The organism is Streptomyces chengmaiensis, assembly GCF_029846775.1.
Classification (GTDB): Bacteria; Actinomycetota; Actinomycetes; order Streptomycetales; family Streptomycetaceae; genus Streptomyces; species Streptomyces chengmaiensis.
The window spans coordinates 16,626-40,828 of the sequence record NZ_JARWBG010000056.1 but is presented as its reverse complement, the minus strand read 5'-3'; the positions used below and the strand labels follow the sequence as shown (position 1 = coordinate 40,828).

The 24,203-nt window shown below is 72.4% G+C and carries 16 protein-coding genes, 3 pseudogenes and 1 riboswitch; of the genes and pseudogenes, 9 read left to right on the top strand and 10 right to left on the bottom strand.

Features of this window, described 5'->3' with window-relative positions; all coding sequences use genetic code 11:
- A pseudogene (locus QCN29_RS30890) lies at nucleotides 1-704 on the bottom strand (cobalamin biosynthesis protein CobG); the annotation flags it as partial.
- 45 nt (nucleotides 705-749) lie between these two features.
- A riboswitch (cobalamin riboswitch) is annotated at nucleotides 750-908 on the top strand.
- Between the two features lie 29 nt (nucleotides 909-937).
- On the opposite strand from QCN29_RS30890, the gene cobN reads away from it, so the two are divergent.
- Nucleotides 938-4,540 carry a cobaltochelatase subunit CobN gene (cobN, locus tag QCN29_RS30885; RefSeq protein ID WP_279932323.1) on the top strand — a complete coding sequence of 1,201 codons (3,603 nt, stop codon included), beginning with the start codon at nucleotides 938-940 and terminating at the stop codon, nucleotides 4,538-4,540.
- Nucleotides 4,541-4,716: 176 nt separating this feature from the next.
- Here cobN and QCN29_RS30880 read toward each other — a convergent pair whose 3' ends face one another.
- From QCN29_RS30880 to QCN29_RS30860, 5 genes are all read right to left on the bottom strand, one after another.
- Nucleotides 4,717-5,868 (bottom strand): XdhC family protein, encoded by a 1,152-nt coding sequence (locus QCN29_RS30880; RefSeq protein WP_279932321.1) that lies wholly within the window; start codon nucleotides 5,866-5,868, stop codon nucleotides 4,717-4,719.
- A gap of 51 nt (nucleotides 5,869-5,919) precedes the next feature.
- Nucleotides 5,920-7,401 carry an NCS2 family permease gene (locus QCN29_RS30875; RefSeq protein WP_240138329.1) on the bottom strand — a complete coding sequence of 494 codons (1,482 nt, stop codon included), beginning with the start codon at nucleotides 7,399-7,401 and terminating at the stop codon, nucleotides 5,920-5,922.
- Between the two features lie 245 nt (nucleotides 7,402-7,646).
- On the bottom strand, nucleotides 7,647-10,028 hold the full coding sequence (locus tag QCN29_RS30870) for a xanthine dehydrogenase family protein molybdopterin-binding subunit (RefSeq protein WP_279932320.1): 2,382 nt from the start codon (nucleotides 10,026-10,028) through the stop codon (nucleotides 7,647-7,649).
- A 2-nt stretch (nucleotides 10,029-10,030) separates the two neighbouring features.
- Complete coding sequence (locus QCN29_RS30865; RefSeq protein ID WP_279932318.1) at nucleotides 10,031-10,627, bottom strand: (2Fe-2S)-binding protein; 597 nt, start codon at nucleotides 10,625-10,627, stop codon at nucleotides 10,031-10,033.
- Between the two features lie 2 nt (nucleotides 10,628-10,629).
- The gene (locus QCN29_RS30860; RefSeq protein WP_279932316.1) at nucleotides 10,630-11,520 is read right to left on the bottom strand and encodes an FAD binding domain-containing protein; all 891 of its coding nucleotides are present in this window, start codon (nucleotides 11,518-11,520) and stop codon (nucleotides 10,630-10,632) included.
- Nucleotides 11,521-11,862: 342 nt separating this feature from the next.
- Between QCN29_RS30860 and QCN29_RS30855 the strand changes: the two genes are divergently transcribed.
- Entirely contained in the window at nucleotides 11,863-13,602 is a 1,740-nt protein-coding gene (locus QCN29_RS30855; protein ID WP_279932315.1) for a PucR family transcriptional regulator, read from the top strand.
- Nucleotides 13,603-13,840: 238 nt separating this feature from the next.
- Nucleotides 13,841-14,623: a hypothetical protein gene (locus QCN29_RS30850; protein ID WP_279932313.1), complete on the top strand. Its 783-nt coding sequence runs from the start codon at nucleotides 13,841-13,843 to the stop codon at nucleotides 14,621-14,623.
- A 135-nt stretch (nucleotides 14,624-14,758) separates the two neighbouring features.
- Here the strand turns inward: QCN29_RS30850 and QCN29_RS30845 are convergent.
- Nucleotides 14,759-15,484 (bottom strand): annotated as a pseudogene (locus QCN29_RS30845) (NADP-dependent oxidoreductase); the annotation flags it as partial.
- Between QCN29_RS30845 and QCN29_RS30840 the strand changes: the two are divergent.
- The 3 genes and pseudogenes from QCN29_RS30840 to QCN29_RS30830 form a co-directional block, all read left to right on the top strand.
- Nucleotides 15,484-15,871, top strand: a pseudogene (locus QCN29_RS30840) (helix-turn-helix domain-containing protein); the annotation flags it as partial. The pseudogenes QCN29_RS30845 and QCN29_RS30840 overlap by 1 nt on opposite strands.
- A gap of 254 nt (nucleotides 15,872-16,125) precedes the next feature.
- On the top strand, nucleotides 16,126-16,335 hold the full coding sequence (locus tag QCN29_RS30835) for a hypothetical protein (protein WP_279932312.1): 210 nt from the start codon (nucleotides 16,126-16,128) through the stop codon (nucleotides 16,333-16,335).
- Between the two features lie 57 nt (nucleotides 16,336-16,392).
- Nucleotides 16,393-16,530, top strand: coding sequence for a hypothetical protein (locus QCN29_RS30830; protein WP_279932311.1), 138 nt, complete (start codon nucleotides 16,393-16,395; stop codon nucleotides 16,528-16,530).
- Between the two features lie 45 nt (nucleotides 16,531-16,575).
- Here QCN29_RS30830 and QCN29_RS30825 read toward each other — a convergent pair whose 3' ends face one another.
- Together QCN29_RS30825 and QCN29_RS30820 are read right to left on the bottom strand one after the other, a co-directional pair.
- Nucleotides 16,576-16,974, bottom strand: a complete 399-nt coding sequence (locus QCN29_RS30825; RefSeq protein ID WP_279932309.1) for a hypothetical protein — start codon at nucleotides 16,972-16,974, stop codon at nucleotides 16,576-16,578.
- A 74-nt stretch (nucleotides 16,975-17,048) separates the two neighbouring features.
- A complete protein-coding gene (locus tag QCN29_RS30820) occupies nucleotides 17,049-17,858 on the bottom strand; it encodes a GntR family transcriptional regulator (protein ID WP_279932307.1) in 810 nt (269 codons plus the stop codon).
- 149 nt (nucleotides 17,859-18,007) lie between these two features.
- Here QCN29_RS30820 and QCN29_RS30815 point away from each other — a divergent pair, with 149 nt between their 5' ends.
- Both QCN29_RS30815 and QCN29_RS30810 read left to right on the top strand, forming a co-directional pair.
- Nucleotides 18,008-18,853, top strand: a complete 846-nt coding sequence (locus QCN29_RS30815) for a (2Fe-2S)-binding protein (RefSeq protein WP_279932305.1) — start codon at nucleotides 18,008-18,010, stop codon at nucleotides 18,851-18,853.
- 256 nt (nucleotides 18,854-19,109) lie between these two features.
- On the top strand, nucleotides 19,110-20,279 hold the full coding sequence (locus QCN29_RS30810) for a DUF2637 domain-containing protein (RefSeq protein WP_279932304.1): 1,170 nt from the start codon (nucleotides 19,110-19,112) through the stop codon (nucleotides 20,277-20,279).
- A gap of 42 nt (nucleotides 20,280-20,321) precedes the next feature.
- Here the strand turns inward: QCN29_RS30810 and QCN29_RS30805 are convergent, their stop codons facing one another.
- Nucleotides 20,322-20,831 (bottom strand): ATP-binding protein, encoded by a 510-nt coding sequence (locus QCN29_RS30805; RefSeq protein WP_279932302.1) that lies wholly within the window; start codon nucleotides 20,829-20,831, stop codon nucleotides 20,322-20,324.
- 221 nt (nucleotides 20,832-21,052) lie between these two features.
- Here QCN29_RS30805 and QCN29_RS30800 point away from each other — a divergent pair, with 221 nt between their 5' ends.
- Nucleotides 21,053-24,169 carry an alpha-mannosidase gene (locus QCN29_RS30800; RefSeq protein ID WP_279932301.1) on the top strand — a complete coding sequence of 1,039 codons (3,117 nt, stop codon included), beginning with the start codon at nucleotides 21,053-21,055 and terminating at the stop codon, nucleotides 24,167-24,169.
- The last annotated feature ends 34 nt before the right edge of the window (nucleotides 24,170-24,203 follow it).

Here is a 24,203-nt window from a genome sequence, read left to right as displayed (position 1 = left end):
GCCGGCGCCTCGGGCGCATGCGCCCGCTGCCCGGCTGTCGCCGCGGGCCCGGACTCGGCCCGGCTCTCCGGCTGCGGCGGCCCGCAGGCCGCGCCGTCGTGGCCGGTCGCCGCCGCCCGGCGCATGGAGGAGGCGCACTCCGGGCGCTGCCCGTCGGCGCTCGACGCGAGAATCGTCACATCCGCGTCGAGCGCGGTCATGTCCCCGCGGCCGTCGTCGCAGGCGAACAGGTAGCGGCCCGACAGGGCGGTCGCCGTCTCGCTCGCACACAGCAGCGAGTCCAGTTCGCGCACCCAGGGCAGGACGTCGTACGCGCCGCGCCCGTCCAGACCGGTCAGCGGCGAGGCCACGATGTTGCGGACGCGTTCGTGGCGCGGTGCGGGCAGCAGGCCCGCCGCGTCGAGCAGGCGGGCCAACTCCCCGCCGCAGGCGGCGCCCAGGCCGCGCAGCTGGACGTTGCCGCGGGAGGTGAGGTCGAGCCGGGCGTCGCCGAGGCGCTCGGCGGCGGATGCGAGGACGTCCGCCTGCGCGGCGGTCAGCAGGCCCGCGGGGACGCGCACGCGGGCCAGCGCGCCGTCGTTCGCGGAGTGCAGCCGCAGCGCCCCCGGGCAGGCGTCGGCGCCGTCCCGCGGGGGCGGTTCATCCCCGTACGGGCGGTTGGCGGCGGAGGGAGCCGTGGGCATGGGCGCGAGCATACCGACCATCACACAAGCCGTATCCCCTGCTCAGCTGCCCGCACCCCTACTATGCTCGATGACGGGCCAGACGGCCCGTCATCGCCGTGGACGGCGCAAGGGGAGGAAGCCGGTGAGAGTCCGGCGCGGTCCCGCCACTGTGAGTCCGGCAGGAGCGTGAAGAGCGCACCTTCCGGATGAGCCAGGAACTCCCGCCGTCCCCACTGCCCGGGGCGCGGACCCCGAGGAAGGCCGGACGCCGGATGATCCTGCTTCTGTCGACGTCGGACACCGACCTGCTGAGCGCGCGTGCGGCGGGCGGCCCTGTGCCGTACCGGTTCGCGAACCCCGCACGGCTCCCGCTCGACGAGCTGCCCGCGCTGCTGGAGGGCGCGGACCTCGTCGTCGTACGACTCCTGGGCGGGCTGCGCGCCTGGCAGGAGGGGCTGGACGCGCTGCTCGCCGGGGACCTCCCGGTGGTGGTGCTCACCGGTGAACAGGCCCCGGACGCCGCCCTGATGGAGGCCTCCACCGTCCCGATCGGCATCGCGGCCGAGGCGCACGCCTATCTCGCGCACGGCGGTCCGGCGAATCTGGAGCAGCTGGCCCGGTTCCTGTCGGACACGGTGCTGCTCACCGGCCACGGCTTCGAACCGCCGGCGACCGCGCCCGCCTGGGGGCGGCTGGAGCGCACGGAGCGTGACGGCGTCGAGGGGCCGACCATCGCGGTGCTGTACTACCGGGCGCACCATATGAGCGGCAACACGGCTTTCGCAGACGTGCTCTGCGGGGCGATCGAGGACGCGGGGGGCCGCCCGCTGCCGCTGTACGTGGCATCGCTGCGCGCCCCCGAGCCCGAGTTCCTCGACGAACTGCGCACCGCGGATGCCGTGGTGACCACGGTGCTGGCGGCGGGCGGCACCAGGCCCGCCGAGGCGCAGGCGGGCGGTGACAACGAGGCTTGGGACGCGGGGGCGCTGGCGGCGCTGGATGTGCCGGTGCTCCAGGCACTGTGTCTGACCGGCTCGCGCGACGCCTGGGAGGAGAACGACGAGGGACTGTCCCCGCTCGACGCGGCGAGCCAGGTCGCGGTGCCGGAGTTCGACGGCCGCATCATCACCGTCCCGTTCTCCTTCAAGGAGATCGACGAGGACGGCCTGCCGGCCTATGTCGCGGACGCCGAGCGGGCCGCCCGCGTCGCCGGGATCGCGGTGCGCCACGCCAGGCTGCGTTATGTCCCCGCCGCCGAGAAGCGGATCGCGCTGGTGCTTTCCGCGTACCCCACCAAGCACTCCCGCATCGGCAACGCGGTCGGTCTGGACACCCCCGCCTCCGCGGTCGCGCTGCTGCGCCGGCTGCGGGCGGAGGGCTATGAGTTTGGCGCGGAGGAGGTGCCCGGCCTTGCCTCGGGCGACGGCGACGAGCTGATCCGCGCGCTGATCGAGGCGGGCGGCCATGACCAGGAGTGGCTGACCGAGGAGCAGCTGGCCCGCAACCCGGTCCGCATCCCCGCCGCCGACTACCGGCGCTGGTTCGACCGGCTCCCCGCGAAGCTGCGGGAGGCGGTGGAGGAGCACTGGGGGCCCGCGCCGGGCGAGATGTTCGTCGACCGGTCGCAGAACCCGGACGGCGACATCGTGCTGGCCGCGCTGCGCCGCGGCAATCTGCTGGTCCTCATCCAGCCGCCGCGCGGCTTCGGCGAGAACCCGATCGCGATCTACCACGATCCGGATCTGCCTCCGTCGCACCACTATCTGGCCGCCTACCGGTGGATCCAGGCCGCCCGCGAGGACGGGGGCTTCGGCGCGGACGCCATGATGCATCTGGGCAAGCACGGCAATCTGGAATGGCTGCCCGGCAAGAACGCGGGCCTGTCAGCCGCCTGCGCGCCCGACGCGGCGATCGGCGATCTGCCGCTGGTCTACCCGTTCCTGGTGAACGACCCGGGCGAGGGCACCCAGGCCAAGCGCCGGGTGCACGCCACGCTGGTGGACCATCTGGTGCCCCCGATGGCGCGCGCCGAGTCGTACGGCGACATCGCCCGGCTGGAGCAGCTGCTGGACGAGTACGCGGCGATCTCCTCGATGGACCCGGCCAAGCTGCCCGCGATCCGCGCCCAGATCTGGACGCTGATCCAGGCCGCGAAGCTGGACCACGACCTGGGGCTTCAGGACCGCCCGGACGACGACGGCTTCGACGACTTCCTGCTGCACGTCGACGGCTGGCTGTGCGAGGTCAAGGACGCGCAGATCCGCGACGGCCTGCATGTGCTGGGCGGCGCGCCGACCGGCCCCGAGCGGGTCAATCTGGTGCTCGCCGTCCTGCGCGCCCGGCAGATCTGGGGCGGCACGTCCGCGCTGCCGGGCCTGCGGGAGGCGCTGGGCCTGGACGAGTCGAAGGCGACCCGCACCGACGCGGACGCGGCGGAGGAGACGGCCCGCGCGCTCGTCGAGGCCATGGAGGCGGCGGACTGGGAACCGGCCGCCGTCGCGGCAGTGGCCGCGGACCACGGTGAACAGGTCGCCGCGGTGCTGGAGTTCGCGGCCCGCGAGGTCGTGCCCCGGCTGGCGGGCACGACCGCCGAGATCGACCATGCCGTACACGCGTTGAACGGCGGTTTCGTGCCCGCCGGCCCGTCCGGTTCGCCGCTGCGCGGTCTGGTCAATGTGCTGCCCACCGGACGCAACTTCTACTCGGTGGACCCCAAGGCCGTCCCCTCCCGGCTCGCCTGGGAGACCGGCCAGGCGCTGGCCGACTCGCTGCTGGAGCGCTACCGCTCCGACAACGGCGAGTGGCCCACGTCCGTCGGCCTCTCCCTGTGGGGCACCAGCGCCATGCGCACCGCGGGCGACGATGTGGCCGAGGCGCTGGCGCTGCTGGGCATCCGCCCGGTGTGGGACGACGCCTCCCGCCGGGTGACGGGCCTGGAACCGGTCCCCCTGGCGGAGCTGGGCCGTCCGCGCATCGACGTCACCCTGCGCATCAGCGGTTTCTTCCGGGACGCGTTCCCGCACACGATCGGACTGCTGGACGACGCGGTGCGGCTGGCCGCCTGGCTGGACGAGCCGGCCGAGAGCAACTTCGTCCGCGCGCACGCGCAGGCGGACCTCGCCGTCCACGGCGACGAACGCCGCGCCACCACCCGTATCTTCGGCTCCCGGCCGGGCACGTACGGCGCGGGCATCCTCCAGCTGATCGACAGCCGCGACTGGCGTACGGACGCCGATCTGGCCGAGGTATACACGGTCTGGGGCGGCTATGCCTACGGGCGCGAGCTGAACGGCCGTGCGGCGCGGGAGGAGATGGAGACCGCCTACCGGCGGATCGCGGTGGCCGCGAAGAACACGGACACGCGCGAGCACGACATCGCCGACTCCGACGACTACTTCCAGTACCACGGCGGAATGGTCGCCACGGTGCGGGCGCTGCGCGGCACGGCCCCCGAGGCGTACATCGGCGACTCCACCCGCCCGGAGACCGTCCGCACCCGCACCCTGGTCGAGGAGACCTCCCGGGTCTTCCGCGCCCGGGTGGTCAACCCGCGCTGGATCGAGGCGATGCGCCGCCACGGCTACAAGGGCGCCTTCGAACTCGCCGCCACCGTCGACTACCTCTTCGGCTACGACGCCACGACCGGCGTGGTCGCCGACTGGATGTACGACAAGCTCGCTCAGACGTACGTCCTGGACCCGGAGAACCGGGAGTTCCTGCAGCAGGCCAATCCATGGGCGCTGCACGGCATCGCGGAGCGTCTGCTGGAGGCGGAGTCCCGCGGCATGTGGGCCGAGCCCGACCCCGCGGTGCTTCAGGCCCTGCGGGAGGCGTATCTGGAGACGGAGGGCGATCTGGAGGGCGGCGAAGCCTGAGAGACCCGTCGCACCACGACGCCCGGCCGGGCGCATCGGCGCGGATCGGCCCGCGACCGCGGTCAGGCCCGGGCGGGTGGGCGCCCGCCCGGGCCGCTGCCGGAGGGCGCCGCCGGTCAGCCGGGCCGTCAGGGCGCGTGGCCGTCAAAGCGCGTGGCCGTCAAAGCGCGTGGCCGTCAGGCGACCGATCCGATGCGCCCCGTCGGTGTGTCCGGGCCGTCGTGGTGGATGGGGGTGTGGGCCCCGGTCAGGGAGACGCCCGAGCCGCCGCGGCGGTTCGCGACGATTTCGGCGGCGATGGACAGGGCCGTCTCCTCCGGGGTGCGGGCCCCCAGATCGAGGCCGATCGGGGAGCGCAGCCGGGCGAGTTCGAGGTCGGTGACGCCGACGTCCCGCAGCCGTTCGTTGCGGTCCTGGTGGGTACGGCGGGAGCCCATCGCGCCGACGTAGGCGACGGGGAGCCTGAGGGCCAGTCGCAGCAGCGGGACGTCGAACTTGGCGTCGTGGGTGAGGACGCACAGCACGGTGCGGGAGTCGACGTCGGTCGATTCGAGGTAGCGGTGCGGCCACTCGACTGCGATCTCGTCGGCCTCGGGGAAGCGGGCCGGCGTCGCGAAGACGGGGCGGGCGTCGCACACGGTGACGTGGTAGCCGAGGAACTTGCCCACACGCACCAGCGCGGACGCGAAGTCGATCGCGCCGAAGACGATCATCCGGGGGGCGGGGACGCTGGACTCCACGAGGAGGGTCAGGGGCTGTCCGCAGCGGCTGCCGTCCTCTCCGATCCCCACGGCGGCGGTGCGGCCGGCGTCGAGGAGGGCGGCGGCCTCGGCGGCCGCGGTGCGGTCCAGTTCGGGATGTCCGCCCAGGGAGCCTTCGCAGGCGCCGTCGGGTCGGACGAGCAGCGTGCGTCCCCGCAGTTCGGCCGGGCCCTCGACGATGCGGGCGAGCGCCGCCGCCTCCCCTCGGGCGGCGGCGGCCAGGGCGGCCGAGAACACCTCCCTGACGGGGGCGTCGACGGGTACCGGGGTGACGAGGATGTCGATGACGCCGCCGCAGGTCAGGCCGACGGCGAAGGCGTCCTCGTCGCTGTAGCCGAAGCGCTCGAGCACGGTCCGGCCGTCTTGGAGGGACTGTTGGCACAGCTCGTACACGGCGCCCTCCACACACCCGCCGGAGACCGAGCCGATCGCCGTGCCCTCGCTGTCGACGGCGAGCGCGGCGCCTGGCTGGCGGGGCGCGCTGCCGCCGACGGCCACGACGGTGGCGACGGCGAAGGCGCGTCCCTGCTCGACCCACCGGTGCAGCTCGTCGGCGATGTCCAGCATGTCGGTCTCCTAACGGGTGTGCGGAGGTGTGGCCCGTGGGACGGGCCGGGGTTACTTGACGCCCAGCCAGCCCTCGATCGGGTGGAGGCCGAAGTAGGCGAGGAAGACCGCGGCCAGCACCCACATCAGCCAGCCGATGTCGCGGACCTTGCCCTGGGCGGCCTTGATCAGCACATGGGCGATGACGCCCGCCGCGATGCCCGCGGTGATCGAGTAGGTGAAGGGCATCAGCACGGTGGTCAGGAAGACCGGGATCGAGGTCGCCGGGTCGTTCCAGTCGATGTGCTTGGCGTTGGTCAGCATCATCGAGCCGATCACGACCAGCGCCGCGGCCGCCACCTGGGACGGGATCACCTGGGCGAGCGGGGTGAAGAACAGGCAGAGCGTGAAGGCGAGGCCGGTGATCACGCTGGAGAAGCCCGTGCGGGCTCCGTCGCCGACGCCGGCGGTGGACTCGATGAACACCGTCTGGCCGGACGCGCCGGCGAGGCCGCCGATCGCGCCGCCCGCGCCGTCGACGGCGAGGGCGCGGTTCAGCCCGGGCATCTTGCCCTTGGAGTCGGCGAGGTTGGCCTGCTGGCCGATGCCGATGATGGTGCCCATGGCGTCGAAGAAGCCGGCCAGGACCAGGGTGAAGACGATGACGCCGACCGTGATGCCGCCGACGCTGCCGATGCCGCTGAAGGAGACCTCTCCGAAGAGTCCGAAGTCGGGGGTGGAGACGATGGAACCGGTGATCTCCGGGGCGTTCAGACCGCCCCAGGCTGCCTTGTCGAGGCCGGCGAGCTGATGGACGACGGCCGCGAACACGGTGCCGCCGACGATGCCGATGAGGATCGCGCCGGGAATCCTGCGGACCTGGAGGACGAAGATCAGCATGACGGTGACGGCGAAGCAGAGCACCGGCCAGCCGGTGAGCACATCGGCGGTGCCGAGCTGGATGGGCTTGGCGCCGGCGACTCCGCCGGGGCCGGGCATGCTGGTGACGAAGCCGGCCTGGACCAGGCCGATGAGGCAGACGAAGAGGCCGATCCCCATGGTGATGGCGTGCTTGAGCGCCAGTGGGATCGCGTTCATGATCATCTCTCGTAGTCCGGTGACCACCAGGAGGATGATCACAAGACCGTAGATGACACACATGCCCATCGCGTTCTGCCAGGTCATCTCGGGGGCGACCTGGAAGGCGATGACGGCGGAGACGCTCAGTCCCGCGGCGAGGGCAAGCGGCACATTGCCGATCAGGCCCATCACGATCGTGGTGGCGGCGGCCGCGAACGCGGTGGCGGTGGTCAGCTGATCGCCGTCGAGGCGTGCGCCGGTGGCGTCCGGCACCGACAGGATGACCGGGTTGAGAAGGATGATGTACGCCATCGCCATGAAGGTGGTGATGCCGCCGCGCACCTCCTGCCCGATGGTCGATCCTCTCTGCGTTATGTGGAAATACCGGTCGAGCCAGGATCTTCCGGCGGGCTGGCGCGTACCGGCGCCGGCGTCCTCCGCCGCAGTCTTCGGCTCAAGGGACTGCTGGGTCATGGTGCCTACTCCCAAGGTTCACAGGGGCACCCGCATCGGAGTGCGGGATTTGGGATGGTGCGTTGGCTGCACGACCCGGGGGACGGCCCGAGACGAACTGGCACTGCTGTGGGGGTGCTGCTGTTACTGCTGACATTGCTGGTCCTGCGGGTACTGCCGGGTTCTCCGGGCGGCGTGTGACGGGCCGGGGAAGTGTGACGTTCCTGGTGAGGCACGGCGCACACCGCCCGGAGAGTCTGTGGGGATCAGGTGCCGGTGAGGTGCTCGGGCCGCACCGGCGTCCTGTTCAGCTCCAGCCCCGTCGCGTTCCGGATCGCCGCGAGGACGGCCGGGGTCGACGACAGGGTCGGGGCCTCGCCGATGCCGCGCAGCCCGTACGGGGCGTGCTCATCGGCCAGCTCGAGCACATCGACGGGGATCGTCGGCGTGTCGAGGATCGTGGGGATCAGATAGTCCGTGAAGGAGGGGTTGCGCACCTTCGCGGTCTTGGGGTCGACGACGATCTCCTCCATGACCGCCACGCCCAGGCCCTGGGTGGTGCCGCCCTGGATCTGGCCGACGACGGACAGCGGGTTGAGCGCCTTGCCGACGTCCTGGGCGCAGGCCAGCTCGATCACCTTGACCAGGCCCAGTTCGGTGTCCACTTCGACGACGGCGCGGTGCGCGGCGAACGAGTACTGGACATGGCCGTTGCCCTGGCCGGTGCGCAGGTCGAAGGCCTCGGTGGGGCGGTGCCGCCACTCGGCCTCGACCTCTACGGCCTCGCCTTCCAGGACGTCCGTCAGGTCTGCGAGGACCTCGCCGCCGTCGGTGACGACCTTGCCGCCCTCGAGCAGCAGCTCGGCGGTGGCCCAGGCGGGGTGGTACGTGCCGAACTTGGCACGCCCGAGGTCGAGGACCTTCTCGCGGACGAGCTCGCAGGAGTTCCTGACCGCACCGCCGGTGACGTACGTCTGGCGGGAGGCGGAGGTGGAGCCGGCCGAACCGACCTGGGTGTCGGCGGGGTGGATGGTCACCTGGGTGACGCCCAGCTCCGTGCGGGCGATCTGGGCGTGGACGGTGATGCCGCCCTGGCCGACCTCCGCCATCGCGGTGTGCACGGTGGCCACCGGCTCCCCGTTGATCACCTCCATGCGCACCTTGGCGGTGGAGTAGTCGTCGAAGCCCTCGGAGAAGCCGACGTTCTTGATGCCGACCGCGTAGCCGACGCCGCGGACGACGCCTTCGCCGTGGGTGGTGTTGGACAGTCCGCCGGGCAGGGCGCGCACATCGGCGCCTTCGGTGGTCACCCACTGCTGCTCGGGCGGCAGCGGCATGGCCTTGACGCGGCGCAGCAGCTCGGCGACCGGGGCCGGGGAGTCGACCGGCTGCCCGGTCGGCATGATCGTGCCCTGCTCCATGGCGTTGAGCCGGCGGAACTCCACCGGGTCCATGTCCAGCTCGGCCGCCAGCTTGTCCATCTGGGCCTCGTACGCGAAGCACGCCTGGACCGCGCCGAAGCCTCGCATGGCGCCGCAGGGCGGGTTGTTGGTGTAGAGCGCGATCGCCTCGATGTCGACGTCGTCGACGACGTACGGGCCCACGGAGAGGGAGGAGGCGTTGCCGACGACCGCCGGGGAGGCGGAGGCGTACGCGCCGCCGTCCAGGACGATCCGGCACTTCATGTGCGTGAGCTTGCCGTCCTTGGTGGCGCCGTGCTCGTAGTGGAGCTTCGCCGGGTGCCGGTGAACGTGTCCGAAGAAGGACTCGAACCGGTTGTAGACGATCTTGACCGGCTTGCCGGTGCGCAGCGCCAGCAGACAGGCGTGGATCTGCATGGACAGGTCCTCGCGGCCGCCGAAGGCGCCGCCGACGCCGGAGAGCGTCATCCGGACCTTCTCCTCGGGCAGGCCGAGGACGGGGGCGATCTGGCGCAGATCGGAGTGGAGCCACTGGGTGGCCACGTACAGCTCCACGCCGCCGTCCTCGCAGGGGACGGCGAGGCCGGACTCCGGGCCGAGGAAGGCCTGGTCCTGCATGCCGAAGGTGTACTCGCCGGTGACGATGACATCGGCGCGCTCGGCGGCCTCGGCGGCGTTGCCGCGGACGATCGGCTGGCGGTGCACGATGTTCGGGTGCGGGACGTGGCCGATGTGGTGGTCGTCCCGTCCCTCGTGGACCAGGACCGCGTCGGGCGCGGTGGCGGACGCCTCGTCGGTGATGACCGGCAGCTCCGCGTAATCGATCCTGATCTTGGCGGCGGCGCGGCGCGCGGTCTCCGGGTGGTCGGCGGCGACAAGGGCGACCGGCTCTCCGTGGTGGCGGACCTTGCCGTGGGCGAGGACCGGCGTGTCCTGGATCTCCAGGCCGTAGTTCTTCATCTCCGCCGGCAGGTCGTCATAGGTCAGCACGGCGTAGACGCCGGGCGTGGCGACGGCCTCGGAGATGTCGATGGATCTGATCTCGGCGTGCGCGACCGTGGAGCGCAGTGTGTGGCCCCAGAGCATGTCCTCGTGCCACATGTCCGAGGAGTAGGCGAACTCGCCGGTGACCTTGAGGGTGCCGTCGGGGCGGAGCGTGGACTCGCCGATGCCGCCCTTGGTCTTGGAGCCCTGGGTGAGGTTGGCAGGGGTGCCGGTGGTGGCCATCGTCAGACCGCCTCTCCCTGACGGGCGGCCGCCAGGCGGACCGCGTCGAGGATCTTCTCGTAGCCGGTGCACCGGCACAGGTTGCCGGAGAGCGCCTCGCGGATGTCGGCGTCCGTGGGCTGGGCGTTGCGCTCCAGCAGTTCGTCCGCGGCGACCAGCAGACCGGGGGTGCAGAAGCCGCACTGCACGGCGCCGGCGTCGATGAACGCCTGCTGGATCGGGGCGAGCTCACCCTGCTCACCGGTCTGGCCGTCGGACGGGCGCGCTTCCCAGCGCCGGGCGGCGTCCAGGCCGGCGCCGGACTCCGCGCTGCCGCATGCTCCGTCGGCGCAGCCGCCCTCGGAGCGCTGCCTGGCGTAGTCGGCCAGGCCCTCGACGGTGACGACCTCGCGGCCCTCGGCCTGGCCGGCCGCGACCAGGCAGGAGCAGACCGGGACCCCGTCCAGGCGGACCGTGCAGGAGCCGCACTCGCCCTGCTCGCAGGCGTTCTTGGAGCCGGGCAGCCCCAGGCGCTCACGCAGCACGTAGAGAAGGCTCTCGCCCTCCCAGACGTCGTCGGCTTCCTGCGGACGACCGTTGACCGTGAAATTGACACGCATGGTTATGCAGCTCCTTCAAGGGGGCGGCCGGCGCCGCGGTACTGCTCCCAGGTCCAGCCGAGCGTGCGGCGGGCCATGATGCCGACGGCGTGGCGGCGGTACTTGGCGGTGCCGCGGACGTCGTCGATGGGGTTGCAGGCGGCGGAGGCGAGCTCCGCGAACTGCTTGGCGATCGAGGGAGTGATGATCTTTCCGCTGTCCCAGAAGCCGCCTTCGTCCAGCGCGGCGTTCAGGAACTCCTCGGCGGCCTCGGCGCGGATCGGGGTGGGGGCGGCGGATCCGATGCCGGTGCGCACGGTGCGGGTCTCGGGGTGCAGCGCGACGCCGAAGGCGCAGACCGCGATGACCATCGCGTTGCGCGTGCCGACCTTGGAGTACTGCTGCGGCCCGTCCGCCTTCTTGATGTGCACGGCGCGGATCAGCTCGTCCGGGGCGAGGGCGTTGCGCTTGACGCCCGTGTAGAAGTCGTCGATCGGGATCAGACGGCTGCCGCGCACCGACTCGACCTCGACCTCGGCCCCGGCGGCGAGCAGCGCCGGGTGGGCGTCGCCGGCCGGGGAGGCGGTGCCGAGGTTGCCGCCGACGCCGCCGCGGTTGCGGATCTGCGGGGAGGCCACGGTGTGCGAGGCGAGCGCCAGGCCCGGCAGCTCGGCTCGCAGCTGCTCCATGATCGCGGTGTACGGTACGGAGGCGCCAAGCCGGACGGTCTCCTCGCCGGTCTCCCACTGGCTCAGCTCGCCGACGCGGTTCAGGTCCAGGAGGTACTCGGGCCGACGGTGGTCGAAGTTGATCTCGACCATGACATCGGTGCCGCCCGCGATGGGTACAGCCGTGGGGTGCTCTGCCTTGGCGGCGAGCGCCTCCTCCCAGCTGGCGGGGCGAAGGAAGTCCATGAGTGGCTCTCTTCTTGTGATCGGGGTCGTCTGTCGCAGCTCGTGCGTCGTCGCGGCTGGTGCGTCGCCGCAGGTCGTGCGCCGTCTTGGGCGGTCGGGTCCGGGACGGTCGGCCCTCGACTGGTTATTCATCTGCCGTTAACGCTGTGTGGCCTAGTACACAAGTCGTTTCCAGCCGGGTGCAGTCACCGAAACCATGAAGGAGTTGGCTGGCCGCCGGTCTCGTCTTGTAGATTCGAACGAAAGGCGAGGCTCAGTAACCTCACCGTTTCCCCCCGGAAACCATGGCCAAAGGGAACCGGTGACAACCAGACAACGACGAGAGAGATCGGCGGCGACGAGATGCGGCTGCGCGCACTGCTGGAAACCGATGCGCTGGGGCTGCGGCTGCTTGGCGGCGAGGAGGAACTCGACCGCGGCGTCCGCGGCGTGATGACGACCGACCTGCGGGACCCGAGCCGCTATCTCTCTGGCGGCGAGCTGGTGCTCACCGGTCTGGCCTGGCGGCATTCGCCGGAGGACTCCGAGCCCTTCGTCCGGATTCTGACGAGTGCGGGAGTGGCCGGCCTGGCGGCCGGCGAGGCCGAGCTCGGCGATATTCCGGAAGACTTGGTGGAGGCGTGTTTGCGCCATCGACTGCCGCTCTTTGCAGTTAATGAATCCGTTGCGTTCGCGACCATCACTGAGCATGTCGTACGGCAGGTCTCCGGCGAGCGGGCAGGCGATCTGGCGGCCGTCGTGGACCGTCACCGGCGGCTGATGACCTCGGGCCCGGCGGGCGGCGGCCCTGAGGTCGTCCTCGATCTACTCGGCTCCGACCTGGACCTTCGCGCCTGGGTGCTGTCCCCGTCCGGACGTCGGATCGCAGGCGCCCAGGACCCGCTGCCCGCCGGTGCGAGCGCCGCCCTCGCGGGCGAACACCTGGCAGCCTCCCGAGCGGGGCGGCGGGCCCCGTACCGCGCGGTAGTCGGCGGATCCACCTATTCCCTCTTCCCGATCCGTAATTCCGGGCGGGGGGCGGCCCCTGCCTCCCGGGATGTGCGGGAGACGGTGCTGTCCGAATGGCTGCTGGCGGTGGAGGCGGACGCGGGCGACTGGCCTGCGGCGCGGCTGGATCTGCTCCAGGGCGTCACCCAGCTGATCGCGGTCGAGCGGGACCGCCGGGAGGCGGCCCGCACCGTGCGGCGGCGGCTCGCCCAGGAAGTCCTGGAGCTGGTCCAGTCGGGCGCCGCGCCCGCGGAGATCGCCGCCAGGCTGCGGGTGGCCGCGCCCGTGCTGCTGCCGGGGCTCGGCGCCGCGCCGCACTGGCAGGTCGTGGTGGCGCGCGTGGACTGGGAGGCGCCCGGGGGCACGGCGGCGGCGGGCGCACCCGCCGTGGCCCCGGCCGCCGGCCCGGCCGTCGAGGCGGGGCAGCTCGCCCAGTCGCTGCTGGAGGAGATCCTGGTGGACCCGGCGGCCCCCGGCTCCGACCCCGCGGACCGGATCGCCGTCGCCCACACGGGCGAGGAGGCGATCGCGCTGGTGCCGCTGCCCGCGTCCGCCGTGCCCGTCGACCCCGAGTCCGGCGAGACCGACACGGCCGAGGCGGGGCTGCACGCCGACGAGCTGCTCGCCTCCGTCCGCGAGCCGCTGTCCGCCGGGCTCGCCGACGACGGCCGCCTCACCCTCGGCGTCAGCGCCGCGGTGCACTCCGCGGAGGGGCTGCGCGGCGCACTGGAGGAGGCCCGGCACGCCCGTCGGGTGGCCGCCGCCCGGCCCGGCAGGGTGTGCGCGGCCGGCCACCATGAACTGGCCTCGCATGTGCTGCTGCTGCCGTTCGTGCCGGACGACGTACGCCGCGCGTTCACGGCCCGGCTGCTCGACCCGCTGCGCGACTACGACCGGCGCCACCGCGCGGAGCTGATCCCGACGCTGGAGGCGTTCCTGGACTGCGACGGCTCCTGGACCCGCTGCGCGGTCCGGCTGCATCTGCACGTCAACACGCTGCGGTACCGGGTGGGCCGGATCGAACAGCTGACGGGCCGTGATCTGTCCCGGCTCGAGGACAAGCTGGACTTCTTCCTGGCCCTGCGGATGAGCTGACCGGTCCGCCCCACGGCCGACGGGCCGCCCCCCCCGGGGGTGATTGTGAACTGATTCACCTGCACCTCTTGGCCCGGCATGCCGTTCCATGCTGAGATTCCGTCTGACCCGATAGCTCGGGCCCGACGACGCCTCGGCGCCGTCGGGCCGACGGCTCATGCGGTCAGCGGCTTTACGCATCGGCTTGGACCCAACGGCTCAATGGCGTGCTCGGGGAGGGCAAGTGGCGCATACCGCCATGTCTGGTTCCGGAACCACTGCAGGTGACGATCCACTCCAGACCGCGGTATGGCGGCTGCGTTCACGCGGCTGCTGGACCGACGCGGCAGCGCTGCTCGCACACCGCGCCGACGAGCCGGCCGCGGCACTGGAGCGCACCGGACTGCTCGTCGAGCGCTGTCTGTTCACCGCTGAGGGCTGGGCGGAGGCCGAGGACGCGCTGCGCACGGCGGAGGCGACGGCCGCGAGCGACGAGGAACGCGGGGCGGCCGCCTGCGAGCGGGGCCGCCTGGCATACGCGGCGACCCTGCTGGGGATGCGCGACCGCGCGGACGAGGCACGCTCGGCGCTCGGCCGGGCAGCCGCGCTGCTCGCGCCCGCCTCGCCGGGCCGCCCGCTGCTGGACTTCCGCCGCGGGCTGGTGGCCGAGCACCTCTCGGACTCCCCGCAGGCGGCGCTCGCCGCCTACCGCCGCGCCCATGCGGGCGCGGAGGCGCGGGGCGACGCGCTGCTGCTGTCGTTCACCTGGCACCACCAGGCGGGACTCGCCCTGCGGGAGGGCGAGTTGGCGCAGGCCCGGCACGGATTCTCCGAATGCCTGCGGATCCGGGAGGAGTTGGGCTATCTGATCGGGACGGCTCCGGCGCTGGCGTCCCTGGCCGCGTGCGAACCGGAGCCGGAGGCCGGCCGCCTGCGCGAGGAGGCCGGCCGGCTCTTCCGTCTCCTGGGCGGCGTCCCGGTCTGGCTCGCGGACCAGCTCCGCCCCCAGGTCCCCGCCCAGCCGGGCCCCGCCGAGGCCTGACGGCCTCGGTGCGACGGGCCTGTTTCGGCACCGGGCCTCCGCCCCGGACCCCGGCATCGGGGCTCCGCCTCCTCCGAAGAACACCGGTGCGGGTCACCACTCAAGAAGACGGCGGCGCTTCGCGGGCCGGATCGCTCAGTCGGCCACCAGGACCAGCTTCCCCGCCGTACGGCCGGTGTCGCCCAGGGTGTGCGCCTCGGCAGCCCGGGAGAGCGGGAAGGTCCCCGCGACGACCGCCCGCAGGGTGCCCGCCTGCGCCATTTCCGCGACGGCCTGCATGCCCGACCGGGAGGCGTCCACCAGCATCCGCACGGCGCGGACCCCGAGCCGTGCGGCCTCCTGGTGGAACTCGTCGGTCCCCACCGGAAGGATCGACACCACGATCCCGCCGGGGCGCAGGACGCGCAGCGACCGCAGCGAGTAGTCGTCGCCGACGGTGTCGAGGACGATGTCCACGTCCTTCACGGCCTCGGCGAAGTCGGTCTCCCGGTAGTCGATCACCTCGTCCGCGCCCAGTTCCCGCACCAGGTCGTGCTTGCCCGCGCTCGCCGTGCCGATCACATGGGCGCCGTGCGCCTTGGCGAGCTGCACGGCCACATGGCCGACCCCGCCGGCTGCCGCGTGGATCAGCACCCGCTGGCCGGACCGGAGGCCGGCCGTCTCGATCAGCGCCTGGTACGCGGTCAGCGACACCAGGGGCAGTGCGCCCGCCTGCACGTGGTCGACGCCCTCCGGCTTGCGGACCAGGGCCCGGGCCGGGGCGATCGCGTACTCGGCGTGCGAGCCGTGGCCGAAGGGGTAGGGGAGCATGCCGAAGACCTCGTCGCCGGGCCGGAACGCTGCCACCCCGATCCCGGCAGCCGCCGTTCCGCGACAGCGGCCAGGCGCAGTACATCGAACAGCCGGTGCCCGAGTCCGGCACATCCAGCACTGCGGCCACCCGCGCCTGGGCCCTGGAACGGCTCGACCGGCCGCTGACCCTGGCGGAACTGTCCGACCACGCCCGGATGAGCCGCCGCACCTTCGCCAGGCGGTTCCACGACGAGGTGGGTCTCAGCCCGGGCCGCTGGCTGATCCAGCAGCGCGTCACCCGGGCCCGGCACCTGCTGGAGACCAGCGACCTGCCGGTGGACCGGATCGCCGGCCAGGTCGGCTTCGCCACCGGCGCCTCGCTGCGCCGGCATCTGCACGCCGCCATCGGCGTCTCCCCCCCAGGCCTACCGGCGCACCTTCCAGACGGTTCGCTGACGCATAAACACAGCGCCGTGTCCGGCCCGCCCAGGGTGACGGCGGGCCGACGTCGGGGACTGCCGATGCGCTGCTCCAGAGCGGCAAAGGCAGCCCGGGGAGCCCGAGTTGCGGCCGTCCGCATTCAGATGGGTGACCGTTCGCTGCACGTATTCCTGAGCAGGCGGGCCGAGTTGTACGATTGCGTACTGGTCGTCACCCAACGTGACTTCCCGCGCTCACGGTTGGCCTGTCCTCCCACTGCAGGAGGTATCGTGCGAGACCAGAAGATGTACTGCTACACCTGCCAGTCCGACGAACAACACCGCCCTCTCATGGCCGACGAGAAGATCCGGCTCAAAAACCGCACAGGCCGGAAGAACGTCGATGACGTTTTCATGTGCACGGCGCCGAACTGCCGCAATCTGCGGACCGGGTTCAACAAGCGTCCTTTCGATCCCGTCATCCGGATGCCGCTGGACTGACCTTGTGTGCCGGCGCCCGGCCAAGTCCGCCTGGTCCAGCAGCAGGGTGCGGATCCGGTGGGCCGCAAGCGCGTGGATCCCGCGGGGGGAGACGGCCAGCCGCAGGGCCGGATGCCGCTGGGCAGCGTCCGCGGCGACTTCGGCTCCTCCGCGATGAGCGAGGCGGGAATCGCAGTGGTTGATCTGCCGCCTTGATGTCGCTGCCCAGTCAGGGGCAGGAGAGAACGCCCCAGACCCGGCCTAACCGCCGAGCCAGCCGAGCGTCCCGCCCGGGTTCAGCAGGATCAGCACGAGGACGACGGCGAGAAGCACCCACACCAGCTGCCGCCACGGTCCTCCGCGACGCCGGCCGGGCCGTCGCTGGGCCGTCCAGGTCCGCCATCCCTCGGGTTCCGCCCGCGCCGGCCCGCCCCGGCGTGCCCGGCGCCGGGTCCTGCCCCGCCGCCGGGCGGCGGCCTCGTCCTCCCGCCGCAGGCGCTCGGTCACCATCCGGGCCCGCGCGGACGGCTCTTTGGGGGCGCGCAGCCGTGCGGGCCCTTCGCTGTCGCGCTGGAAGGCCTCCCATGCCTCGTCGGATATCTCGGACCGGTGCTCGTCGTGTTCACCGCGCTCACCGCGCTCGCCGCGCTCGTCACCCATATCGGCTCGCTCCCCCGCTCGACCGTCGTTGGCCTTCCAGCGTAGTCCGGCCCCGCAGCGGCCGAGCGCGGTGATCAGGAGCCTGTGAAGTGCCCGCGGACCAGGCACTGGACGGCCGCGGAGTCCTGGGCGGTGAGCGCGTCCAGCAGGGCCGTGTGCTCCGCCGCGTCGGCGACCAGGTCGGCCCGGAGGGCGGCGGGGGCGGCGTGCAGCGGCCACTGGGCACGGCGGTGCAGGTCGTCGGCGATCGTCACCAGCTGGTCGTTGCCCGCGAGGGAGAGGACCGCGCGGTGGAAGGCGCGGTCGGCCTCCGCGTACTCCGCGCGGTCGCCGACGGCGGCGGCCGCGGCGGTCGCCTCGGCCAGGGGCCGCAGCGCGGCCCACCGCTCGGCCGGGACCGTGCGGGCCAGACGGAGCAGCACCGGGACTTCGAGGAGCGCGCGGACCTCGGCGAGTTCGGCCAGTTCGCGCGGGGTGCGCACGGTGACGCGGAATCCCCGGTTGGGGACGACCTCGACGGCCCCCTCGACCGCGAGCTGCTGCATCGCCTCTCGTACGGGGGTGGCGGAGACGCCGAAGTGCTCGCCGAGGGCGGGGGCGGAGTACACCCGGCCCGGGGTCAGCTCGCCGTCGACCAGGGCGGTGCGCAGCGCCGTGAGGATCTGGGCGCGCACCGAGTGCCGGCGTACGGCGCGCGGGGCCGACGCCGCGGCGGGGGCTGGCGGTTCGCTGTGGGTGTGCTCGCCGCGGACCTGCCCCGGGACGCGCGGGCTGCCGGAGGCACGCTCGACGGCCGCCTGGGCGCGGGAGGGCCCTGATATGCGGGGGACGCGGGCGGCCGACGCGGCCGGCTCTGCCGGGGCCTGCGCTCTGGCCTGCTCCATTCTGGTCCTCCTCGGGGGTCGGGCACGGCCCGGCGCGCGCCGTGCAGGGCCCCTGTGCACGATAGGCGGACAAGGTCACAGTTCAAACACCGATCGCGTCGGGTAAGGTAAGGCTTACCTGCCAACGATCGCGATTCGGTGGTCCCTCCATGACCGTTCCCGCTGTGCTCCCCGGCCTCGCCTCACCCGTCGCGGATGCCTATGCGCGCCTGGCCGAGGTGTTCCCCGGGCTGCGCGTGACGGAGCTGGCGGAGGGCGAGCAGCCGCCGTCCGGGGACGGCTGGGTCGGGGCGTCCGAGCTGGCGGCCGGGGGCGAGGCCCTGGAGGCGTTTCTCGCCTGGGACGACGCCCAGGTGCAGCGGGACTACGGGCAGCGGGCCCGTCCCGATGTGATCGCCAGCTTCGGGCTGCACCGCTATGCCTGGCCGGCCTGCCTGCTGGTCACCGTTCCCTGGTTCACGCTGCGCAGGGCGCCGCGCGTGCCCGTCGGGTCCGTCGCCTTCCAGCGCGCTCTGGGCCGGATGACCGTACACGTCCGCGAATTCGCCTGTCTGCCGGACGACCCCGCCGCCGCGCTGCCGGGCGCCCGCGTCGTCCCCGACGAGGAGGCGCTGCGCGCCGAGGTGCGCAGCGCCGTCGCCGAGCACATCGAGCCCGTGCTGGACGGTTTCCGGCCCCGGGTGCGCCGCGGCAAGCGGGCCCTGTGGGGCATGGCCACGGACGAGATCGTCGAAGGACTGTGGTACATCGCACATCTGCTCGGGGAGGAACGGCGGGCGGTCGCGGAGCTGGAGCGGCTGCTGCCGGGGGCCACCAAGCCGTATGTCGGCACGGCGGGCTTCCGTGAACTGACGGGACCCGACGGAGAGGCGCTGCCCACACGGGACCGGGCCAGTTGCTGCCTCTTCTACACCCTGCGCCCCGACGACACCTGCGTCACCTGCCCGCGCACATGCGACGTCGACCGGATCGACAGGCTCCACCGGTCCGCCTGAACCACGCCTGTCACCGCAATGCCCTCGGAAACCTTTCCGATCACTTCCGGTTGCCCTGACCCACCCATACGCATGAGACTATTCGAACTCAACTCAGGGCTTTCATAAGAACGTTCGACTAGATCGCACCTATCCGAATGCCTTGCAGACTCAATGGCGTTCTCTTGCCAAGAATCAATGTGTGAGTGGCGGATCTTCGGCCAATATGGCCGCCGAAAGGCCTACCGCTTACGCAAGGAACCTAGGGAACACCGTCATGAGACTGACCGACATAACGCTGGACTGGCTGCTTCCGGGCGGTGTGCTGCTCGTGGGGGTCGTGGTGGCGGTGGCGGTGGCTGCGCGCGGCAAGCGCGCCAGTGAGAAGGCCGCGCCGTCCGACGACTCCTGGGAACGCAGCGAACAGCGCCGCCGGCGCAAGGAGGCCATCTACGGCACCGCCTCCTACGGCCTTCTCTTCTGCTGTGCCGCGGTGGCCGCCGCGCTCTCCTTCCACGGCCTGGTCGGCTTCGGCCGGCAGAACCTGAACCTCTCCGGGGGCTGGGAGTATCTGGTGCCGTTCGGCCTCGACGGCGCGGCCATGTTCTGCTCCGTCCTCGCCGTGCGCGAGGCCAGCCACGGCGACGCGGCCCTCGGCTCCCGGCTGCTCGTGTGGACGTTCGCCGGGGCGGCCGCCTGGTTCAACTGGGTGCATGCGCCGCGCGGCATGGGCCATGCCGGCGCGCCGCACTTCTTTGCCGGAATGTCGCTCTCCGCGGCCGTGCTGTTCGACCGCGCGCTCAAGCAGACCCGCAGGTCGGCACTGCGCGAACAGGGTCTGGTGCCCCGGCCGCTGCCGCAGATCCGGGTGGTGCGCTGGCTGCGCGCACCGCGCGAGACCTTCGGCGCGTGGTCGCTGATGCTGCTGGAGGGCGTGCGGACGCTGGACGAGGCGGTCGAGGAGGTACGCGAGGACAGGCGGCAGCACCAGCAGAACCGTCTCCGCATGCGGGACCGGGAGAAGAGGGAGAGGGCGCAGCTCAAGGCCCTCAACCGCCAGCACCGGGCCTGGGGTCGGGGACAGGTCGCGCGTCCCCCGGAGCTCTCCGCCGAGATGCAGATGACGGATATGCAGGTCACCGAGGTGCAGATGCTGAGCCCCGGCTCGGGGTCCGGGCATGGGCAGAAGGGCGACTCCGTCGGCTCCCCCGGCTCCGTCGTGGAGCCTGCCATAGCCGAGCAGGGACACCTGCCGCTTCGCCCCAGTCCCGGGAGCTCGGCTGCCGCCGGCTCCCGACCCTCCCTTCAGGCCGTGAAAGCAGCGCCGCATCCGCGTGGCGTTGAACCGCATACGGTGGACCTCACCGCCGAGGACGACACCCAGACCCTGCCGCGTCTCGACTCCCTGGAGCAGAAACTCAAGGATCTCGAGCAGCAGTTCGGCTGAGCTCGGCTGTTCGGCTGTGCGCGCGGAGGGGTCCTGCCTGTCTCAGGCCGGCCCCTCCGACTCGTGCCGGCGCAGTTCGAACCAGACGACTTTGCCCACCGCCTGTGTCCGCACACCCCAGGCGTCAGCGAGCCTCTCCACCAGAATCAGGCCCCTGCCGTGCGTGCCGAGTTCGTCGAGGTCTTCGAATTCGGCGCAGTCATCGCCTTCGCCGCCCTCGTCGCCCTCGTCGTCGGCGATGCGGGGCGGCGCCGCGGTCACATCGGGCACCGGCAGCCCCGGCACAAAATCTCTGACCTCCACCCGGAGTGTGGAGCCCGCCACGGCCGCCGTGACCACCGCACCATGATCGGTGTGTATCAGCGCATTGGTGACCAACTCGCTGGCCAGCAGCTCCGCCACGTCCGCCGTCTCCGTACCCGACCGCGTCCAGCGCCGCAGCGCCTGCCGCAGCGAATGACGTAACTCCGGCACGGCGGTGAGATCGGCAGAGCCCAGCCGGCGGCGCAGCCGCACATCCCCGCCCGCGGGCCGGACCTCCTCTCCCTCCACTGCCGTCGATGGTTTGCATCCGGGCCCGCACTCCGCGGGCTCGACCCCTGTATGCGCACTCATCATCCCCACCCGCACGTCGCCATGTCCCCTTCTCTCGAACACGCTCACCGGATGCATGCCCCACGCGGGGAACACCACTCATGTCCATTCGTCAACTATCGGAAACCCAACGCAAGACGTCCGGGCGAACGGCCCGAGGACCGGCGAGAGGAATCGTGATGCATGACGACCGCACGTTGGTGGAGGGACGCCTGGAGCGGGCCCTGAGTCAGTTCATCCGCCCCGCGCAATATGCGGAACAAGTGCCGCTGTCGCTTTCCGCATGGCATGTGCCGGGTGAGCCGGCGCCCGTTTCGCAGGCGCTCACGGCCCGCTTCGAGCCGTTCGCGATCGGAACGCCGTGGGGACCCCCGTGGTCCACGAGCTGGTTCCGGCTGGAGGGCACGGTGCCGCGGGTATGGGCGGGGCGGCGGGTGGAGGCGGTGATCGACCCGGGGTTCGGCGGGGACGCCCCCGGCTTCCAGGCGGAGGGGCTGGTGTACGACGCGGAGGGCGTCCCCCTCAAGGGGGTCCACCCGCAGAACCGCCATGTCCCGGTCGCGGCGCCCGCGGCCGGCGGCGAGGAGGTGCGGCTGCTGCTGGAGGCCGCCGCCAACCCGGCCGTGCTGCACGGCGGCTTCACTCCGACGCCCCTCGGGGACGTGCTGACCGCCGGGGACCGCCCCCTGTACCGGTTCGCCTCCGCCGACCTCGCCGTGCTCGACGAGGAGGTCTGGCATCTGGTGCTCGACATCGAGGTGCTCTCCGAGCTGATGCGGGAACTGCCCGCGGACCGTTCCCGGCATCATGAGATCCTGCGCGCCCTGGAGGACATGCTCGACACGCTCGATCTGCACGATGTCGCGGGCACGGCGGCCGCCGCGCGCGCCCGGCTGGCCGGTGCGCTCTCCCGTCCCGCCGCGCCTTCCGCGCACCGGGTGTCGGCCGTCGGACACGCCCATATCGACTCGGCGTGGCTGTGGCCGCTGCGGGAGAGCGTGCGCAAGGCGTCCCGTACCTTCGCCAATGTCACGGCGCTCGCCGCCGACTACCCGGAGCTGGTCTTCGCCTGCTCCCAGGCGCAGCAGTACGCCTGGGTGAAGGAGCACCAGCCGCGGATCTGGGAACGCATCAAGCGGGCCGCGGCGGACGGGACCTGGGCGCCGGTGGGCTCCATGTGGGTGGAGTCCGACGCCAACATGCCCGGTGGGGAGGCCCTGGCGCGGCAGCTCGTGCACGGCAAGCGGTTCTTCGCCGAGGAGCTGGGGGTGGAGACCGAGGAGATCTGGCTGCCCGACTCCTTCGGATACACCGCCGCCTTCCCGCAGCTGGCGCGGCTGGCCGGGGTGCGGTGGTTCCTCACCCAGAAGCTGTCCTGGAACCAGTTCAACAGGATGCCGCACCACACCTTCTGGTGGGAGGGCATCGACGGCACCCGGGTATTCACGCACTTCCCGCCCGTCGACACCTACAACTCCCGACTCCATGCGGCGGAACTGGCCCGTGCGGAGCGCAACTTCGCCGACAAGGGCCGTGCCACACGCTCACTGGTCCCGTTCGGTTTCGGCGACGGGGGCGGCGGCCCCACCCGGGAGATGCTGGAGAAGGCCCGCAGGCTGCGCGACCTGGAAGGCTCACCCCGGGTCACGGTGGAGAAGCCGTCGGCGTTCTTCGCCGCGGCCGAGGAGGAGTACGGGGCTGCGGCACCCGTCTGGTCCGGAGAGCTGTATCTGGAGCTGCACCGCGCCACGTACACCACGCAGGCGGCGACCAAGCGGGGCAACCGGCGCAGTGAGCATCTGCTGCGCGAGGCAGAGCTGTGGGCGGTCGCCGCGGCCCTGCGCGCACCGGGCTACCGCTATCCGCACCAGACGCTCGACCGCCTCTGGAAGACGGTGCTGCTGCACCAGTTCCACGACATCCTGCCGGGGTCGTCGATCGCCTGGGTGCACCGGGAGGCCGAGCAGACGTACGAGGAGGTGCGCCGCGAACTGGAGCGGCTGACCGACTCCGCGGTTGCGGCACTCGCCGGTGCGGGCGGGGGACCCGCGTCGCCGGGCCTGCTGAACTCCTGCCCGTATCCGCGCCGGGAAGTGGTCGCGCTCGCCCCTTCCGAAGTGCCGCAGGGGGTGTCCGCCCAGCCGCTCGCCGACGGGCGGACCCTCGCCCCGGTCACGGCCGGCCCGCACGCGGTCGGCCGCTGCCGCGACACGGGCGCGCCGCCGGTGCGGGCCGAGGCCGCGGCGGGCACAACCACGCTGGACAACGGACTGCTGCGGGTGACGGTCGACGGCGACGGGCTGCTGTCCTCCGTGTACGACCTGACCGCCGGGCGAGAGGTGCTGGCGCCCGGCGGCCGCGGCAATCTGCTCCAGCTGCACCCCGACCACCCCAACCAGTGGGACGCCTGGGACATCGACCGCCACTACCGGCGTCAGCATGCGGATCTGACCGCCGCCGACTCGGTGGAGCTGACCGAGGAGGGACCGCTGCGCGCCGCGGTGCGCGTCGTGCGCCTCTTCGGCGACTCCAGGGTCACCCAGGACATCCGGCTGGCAGGCGGCAGCGGACGCATCGACGTCGTCACCGAAGTCGACTGGCGGGAGTCGGAGAAGGTCCTCAAGGCGGCGTTCCCGCTCGATGTGCACGCGGAACGCTCCACGTCCGAGATCCAGTTCGGCCATGTGCACCGGCCGACGCATGAGAACACCCGCTGGGACGCGGCCCGCTTCGAGATCTGCGCCCACCGCTGGCTGCGGGTGGCCGAGCCCGGCTACGGCGTCGCGGTCCTCAACGACTCCGCTTACGGCCATGAGGTGACCCGCGCCCGGCACCCGGAAGGGCTGGGCACGACCGTGCGGCTCACCCTGCTGCGCGCCCCGCACAGCCCCGACCCTGCGGCCGACGTCGGCGCGCACCGCTTCCGCTACGCGCTGCTGCCCGGCGGCGGGGTCCCGGACGCCGTACGCGAGGGCCTGGCGCTCAACCTGCCGCTGCGGCCGGCGGCGGCCGTGCCGGACGGCGAGCCGCTGGCGGACACCGGGCACCCTTCGGTGACCGTCGAGTCGGTCAAACTCGCCGAGGACCGCGGCGGGGATGTGATCGTGCGACTGTACGAGTCCGCCGGCGGTCGGGCCGAAGCCGTGCTGCGGCCGGGCTTCCCCTTCGTACGGGCGCGGGTGACGGATCTGCTGGAGCGTCCGCTCGAGGACGCCGAGCGCGAGGGCGGGGGCGGGGGTGTGCGCGTACGGCTGCGGCCCTTCCAGATCCTGACGCTGCGGCTGACGCCCGCGTGAGCCGCCGGGTGCTGCGGCCGGTGCCGGCGTGAGC

Excerpts from the sequence above, each read along its gene's own strand:
- cobN (WP_279932323.1), top strand. The coding sequence starts at position 938 with ATGATCCTGCTTCTGTCGACGTCGGACACCGACCTGCTGAGCGCGCGT.
- QCN29_RS30880 (WP_279932321.1), bottom strand. The coding sequence starts at position 5,868 with ATGCTGGACATCGCCGACGAGCTGCACCGGTGGGTCGAGCAGGGACGC.
- QCN29_RS30875 (WP_240138329.1), bottom strand. The coding sequence starts at position 7,401 with ATGACCCAGCAGTCCCTTGAGCCGAAGACTGCGGCGGAGGACGCCGGC.
- QCN29_RS30870 (WP_279932320.1), bottom strand. The coding sequence starts at position 10,028 with ATGGCCACCACCGGCACCCCTGCCAACCTCACCCAGGGCTCCAAGACC.
- QCN29_RS30865 (WP_279932318.1), bottom strand. The coding sequence starts at position 10,627 with ATGCGTGTCAATTTCACGGTCAACGGTCGTCCGCAGGAAGCCGACGAC.
- QCN29_RS30860 (WP_279932316.1), bottom strand. The coding sequence starts at position 11,520 with ATGGACTTCCTTCGCCCCGCCAGCTGGGAGGAGGCGCTCGCCGCCAAG.
- QCN29_RS30855 (WP_279932315.1), top strand. The coding sequence starts at position 11,863 with ATGCGGCTGCGCGCACTGCTGGAAACCGATGCGCTGGGGCTGCGGCTG.
- QCN29_RS30850 (WP_279932313.1), top strand. The coding sequence starts at position 13,841 with ATGTCTGGTTCCGGAACCACTGCAGGTGACGATCCACTCCAGACCGCG.
- QCN29_RS30825 (WP_279932309.1), bottom strand. The coding sequence starts at position 16,974 with ATGGGTGACGAGCGCGGCGAGCGCGGTGAGCGCGGTGAACACGACGAG.
- QCN29_RS30820 (WP_279932307.1), bottom strand. The coding sequence starts at position 17,858 with ATGGAGCAGGCCAGAGCGCAGGCCCCGGCAGAGCCGGCCGCGTCGGCC.
- QCN29_RS30815 (WP_279932305.1), top strand. The coding sequence starts at position 18,008 with ATGACCGTTCCCGCTGTGCTCCCCGGCCTCGCCTCACCCGTCGCGGAT.
- QCN29_RS30810 (WP_279932304.1), top strand. The coding sequence starts at position 19,110 with ATGAGACTGACCGACATAACGCTGGACTGGCTGCTTCCGGGCGGTGTG.
- QCN29_RS30800 (WP_279932301.1), top strand. The coding sequence starts at position 21,053 with ATGCATGACGACCGCACGTTGGTGGAGGGACGCCTGGAGCGGGCCCTG.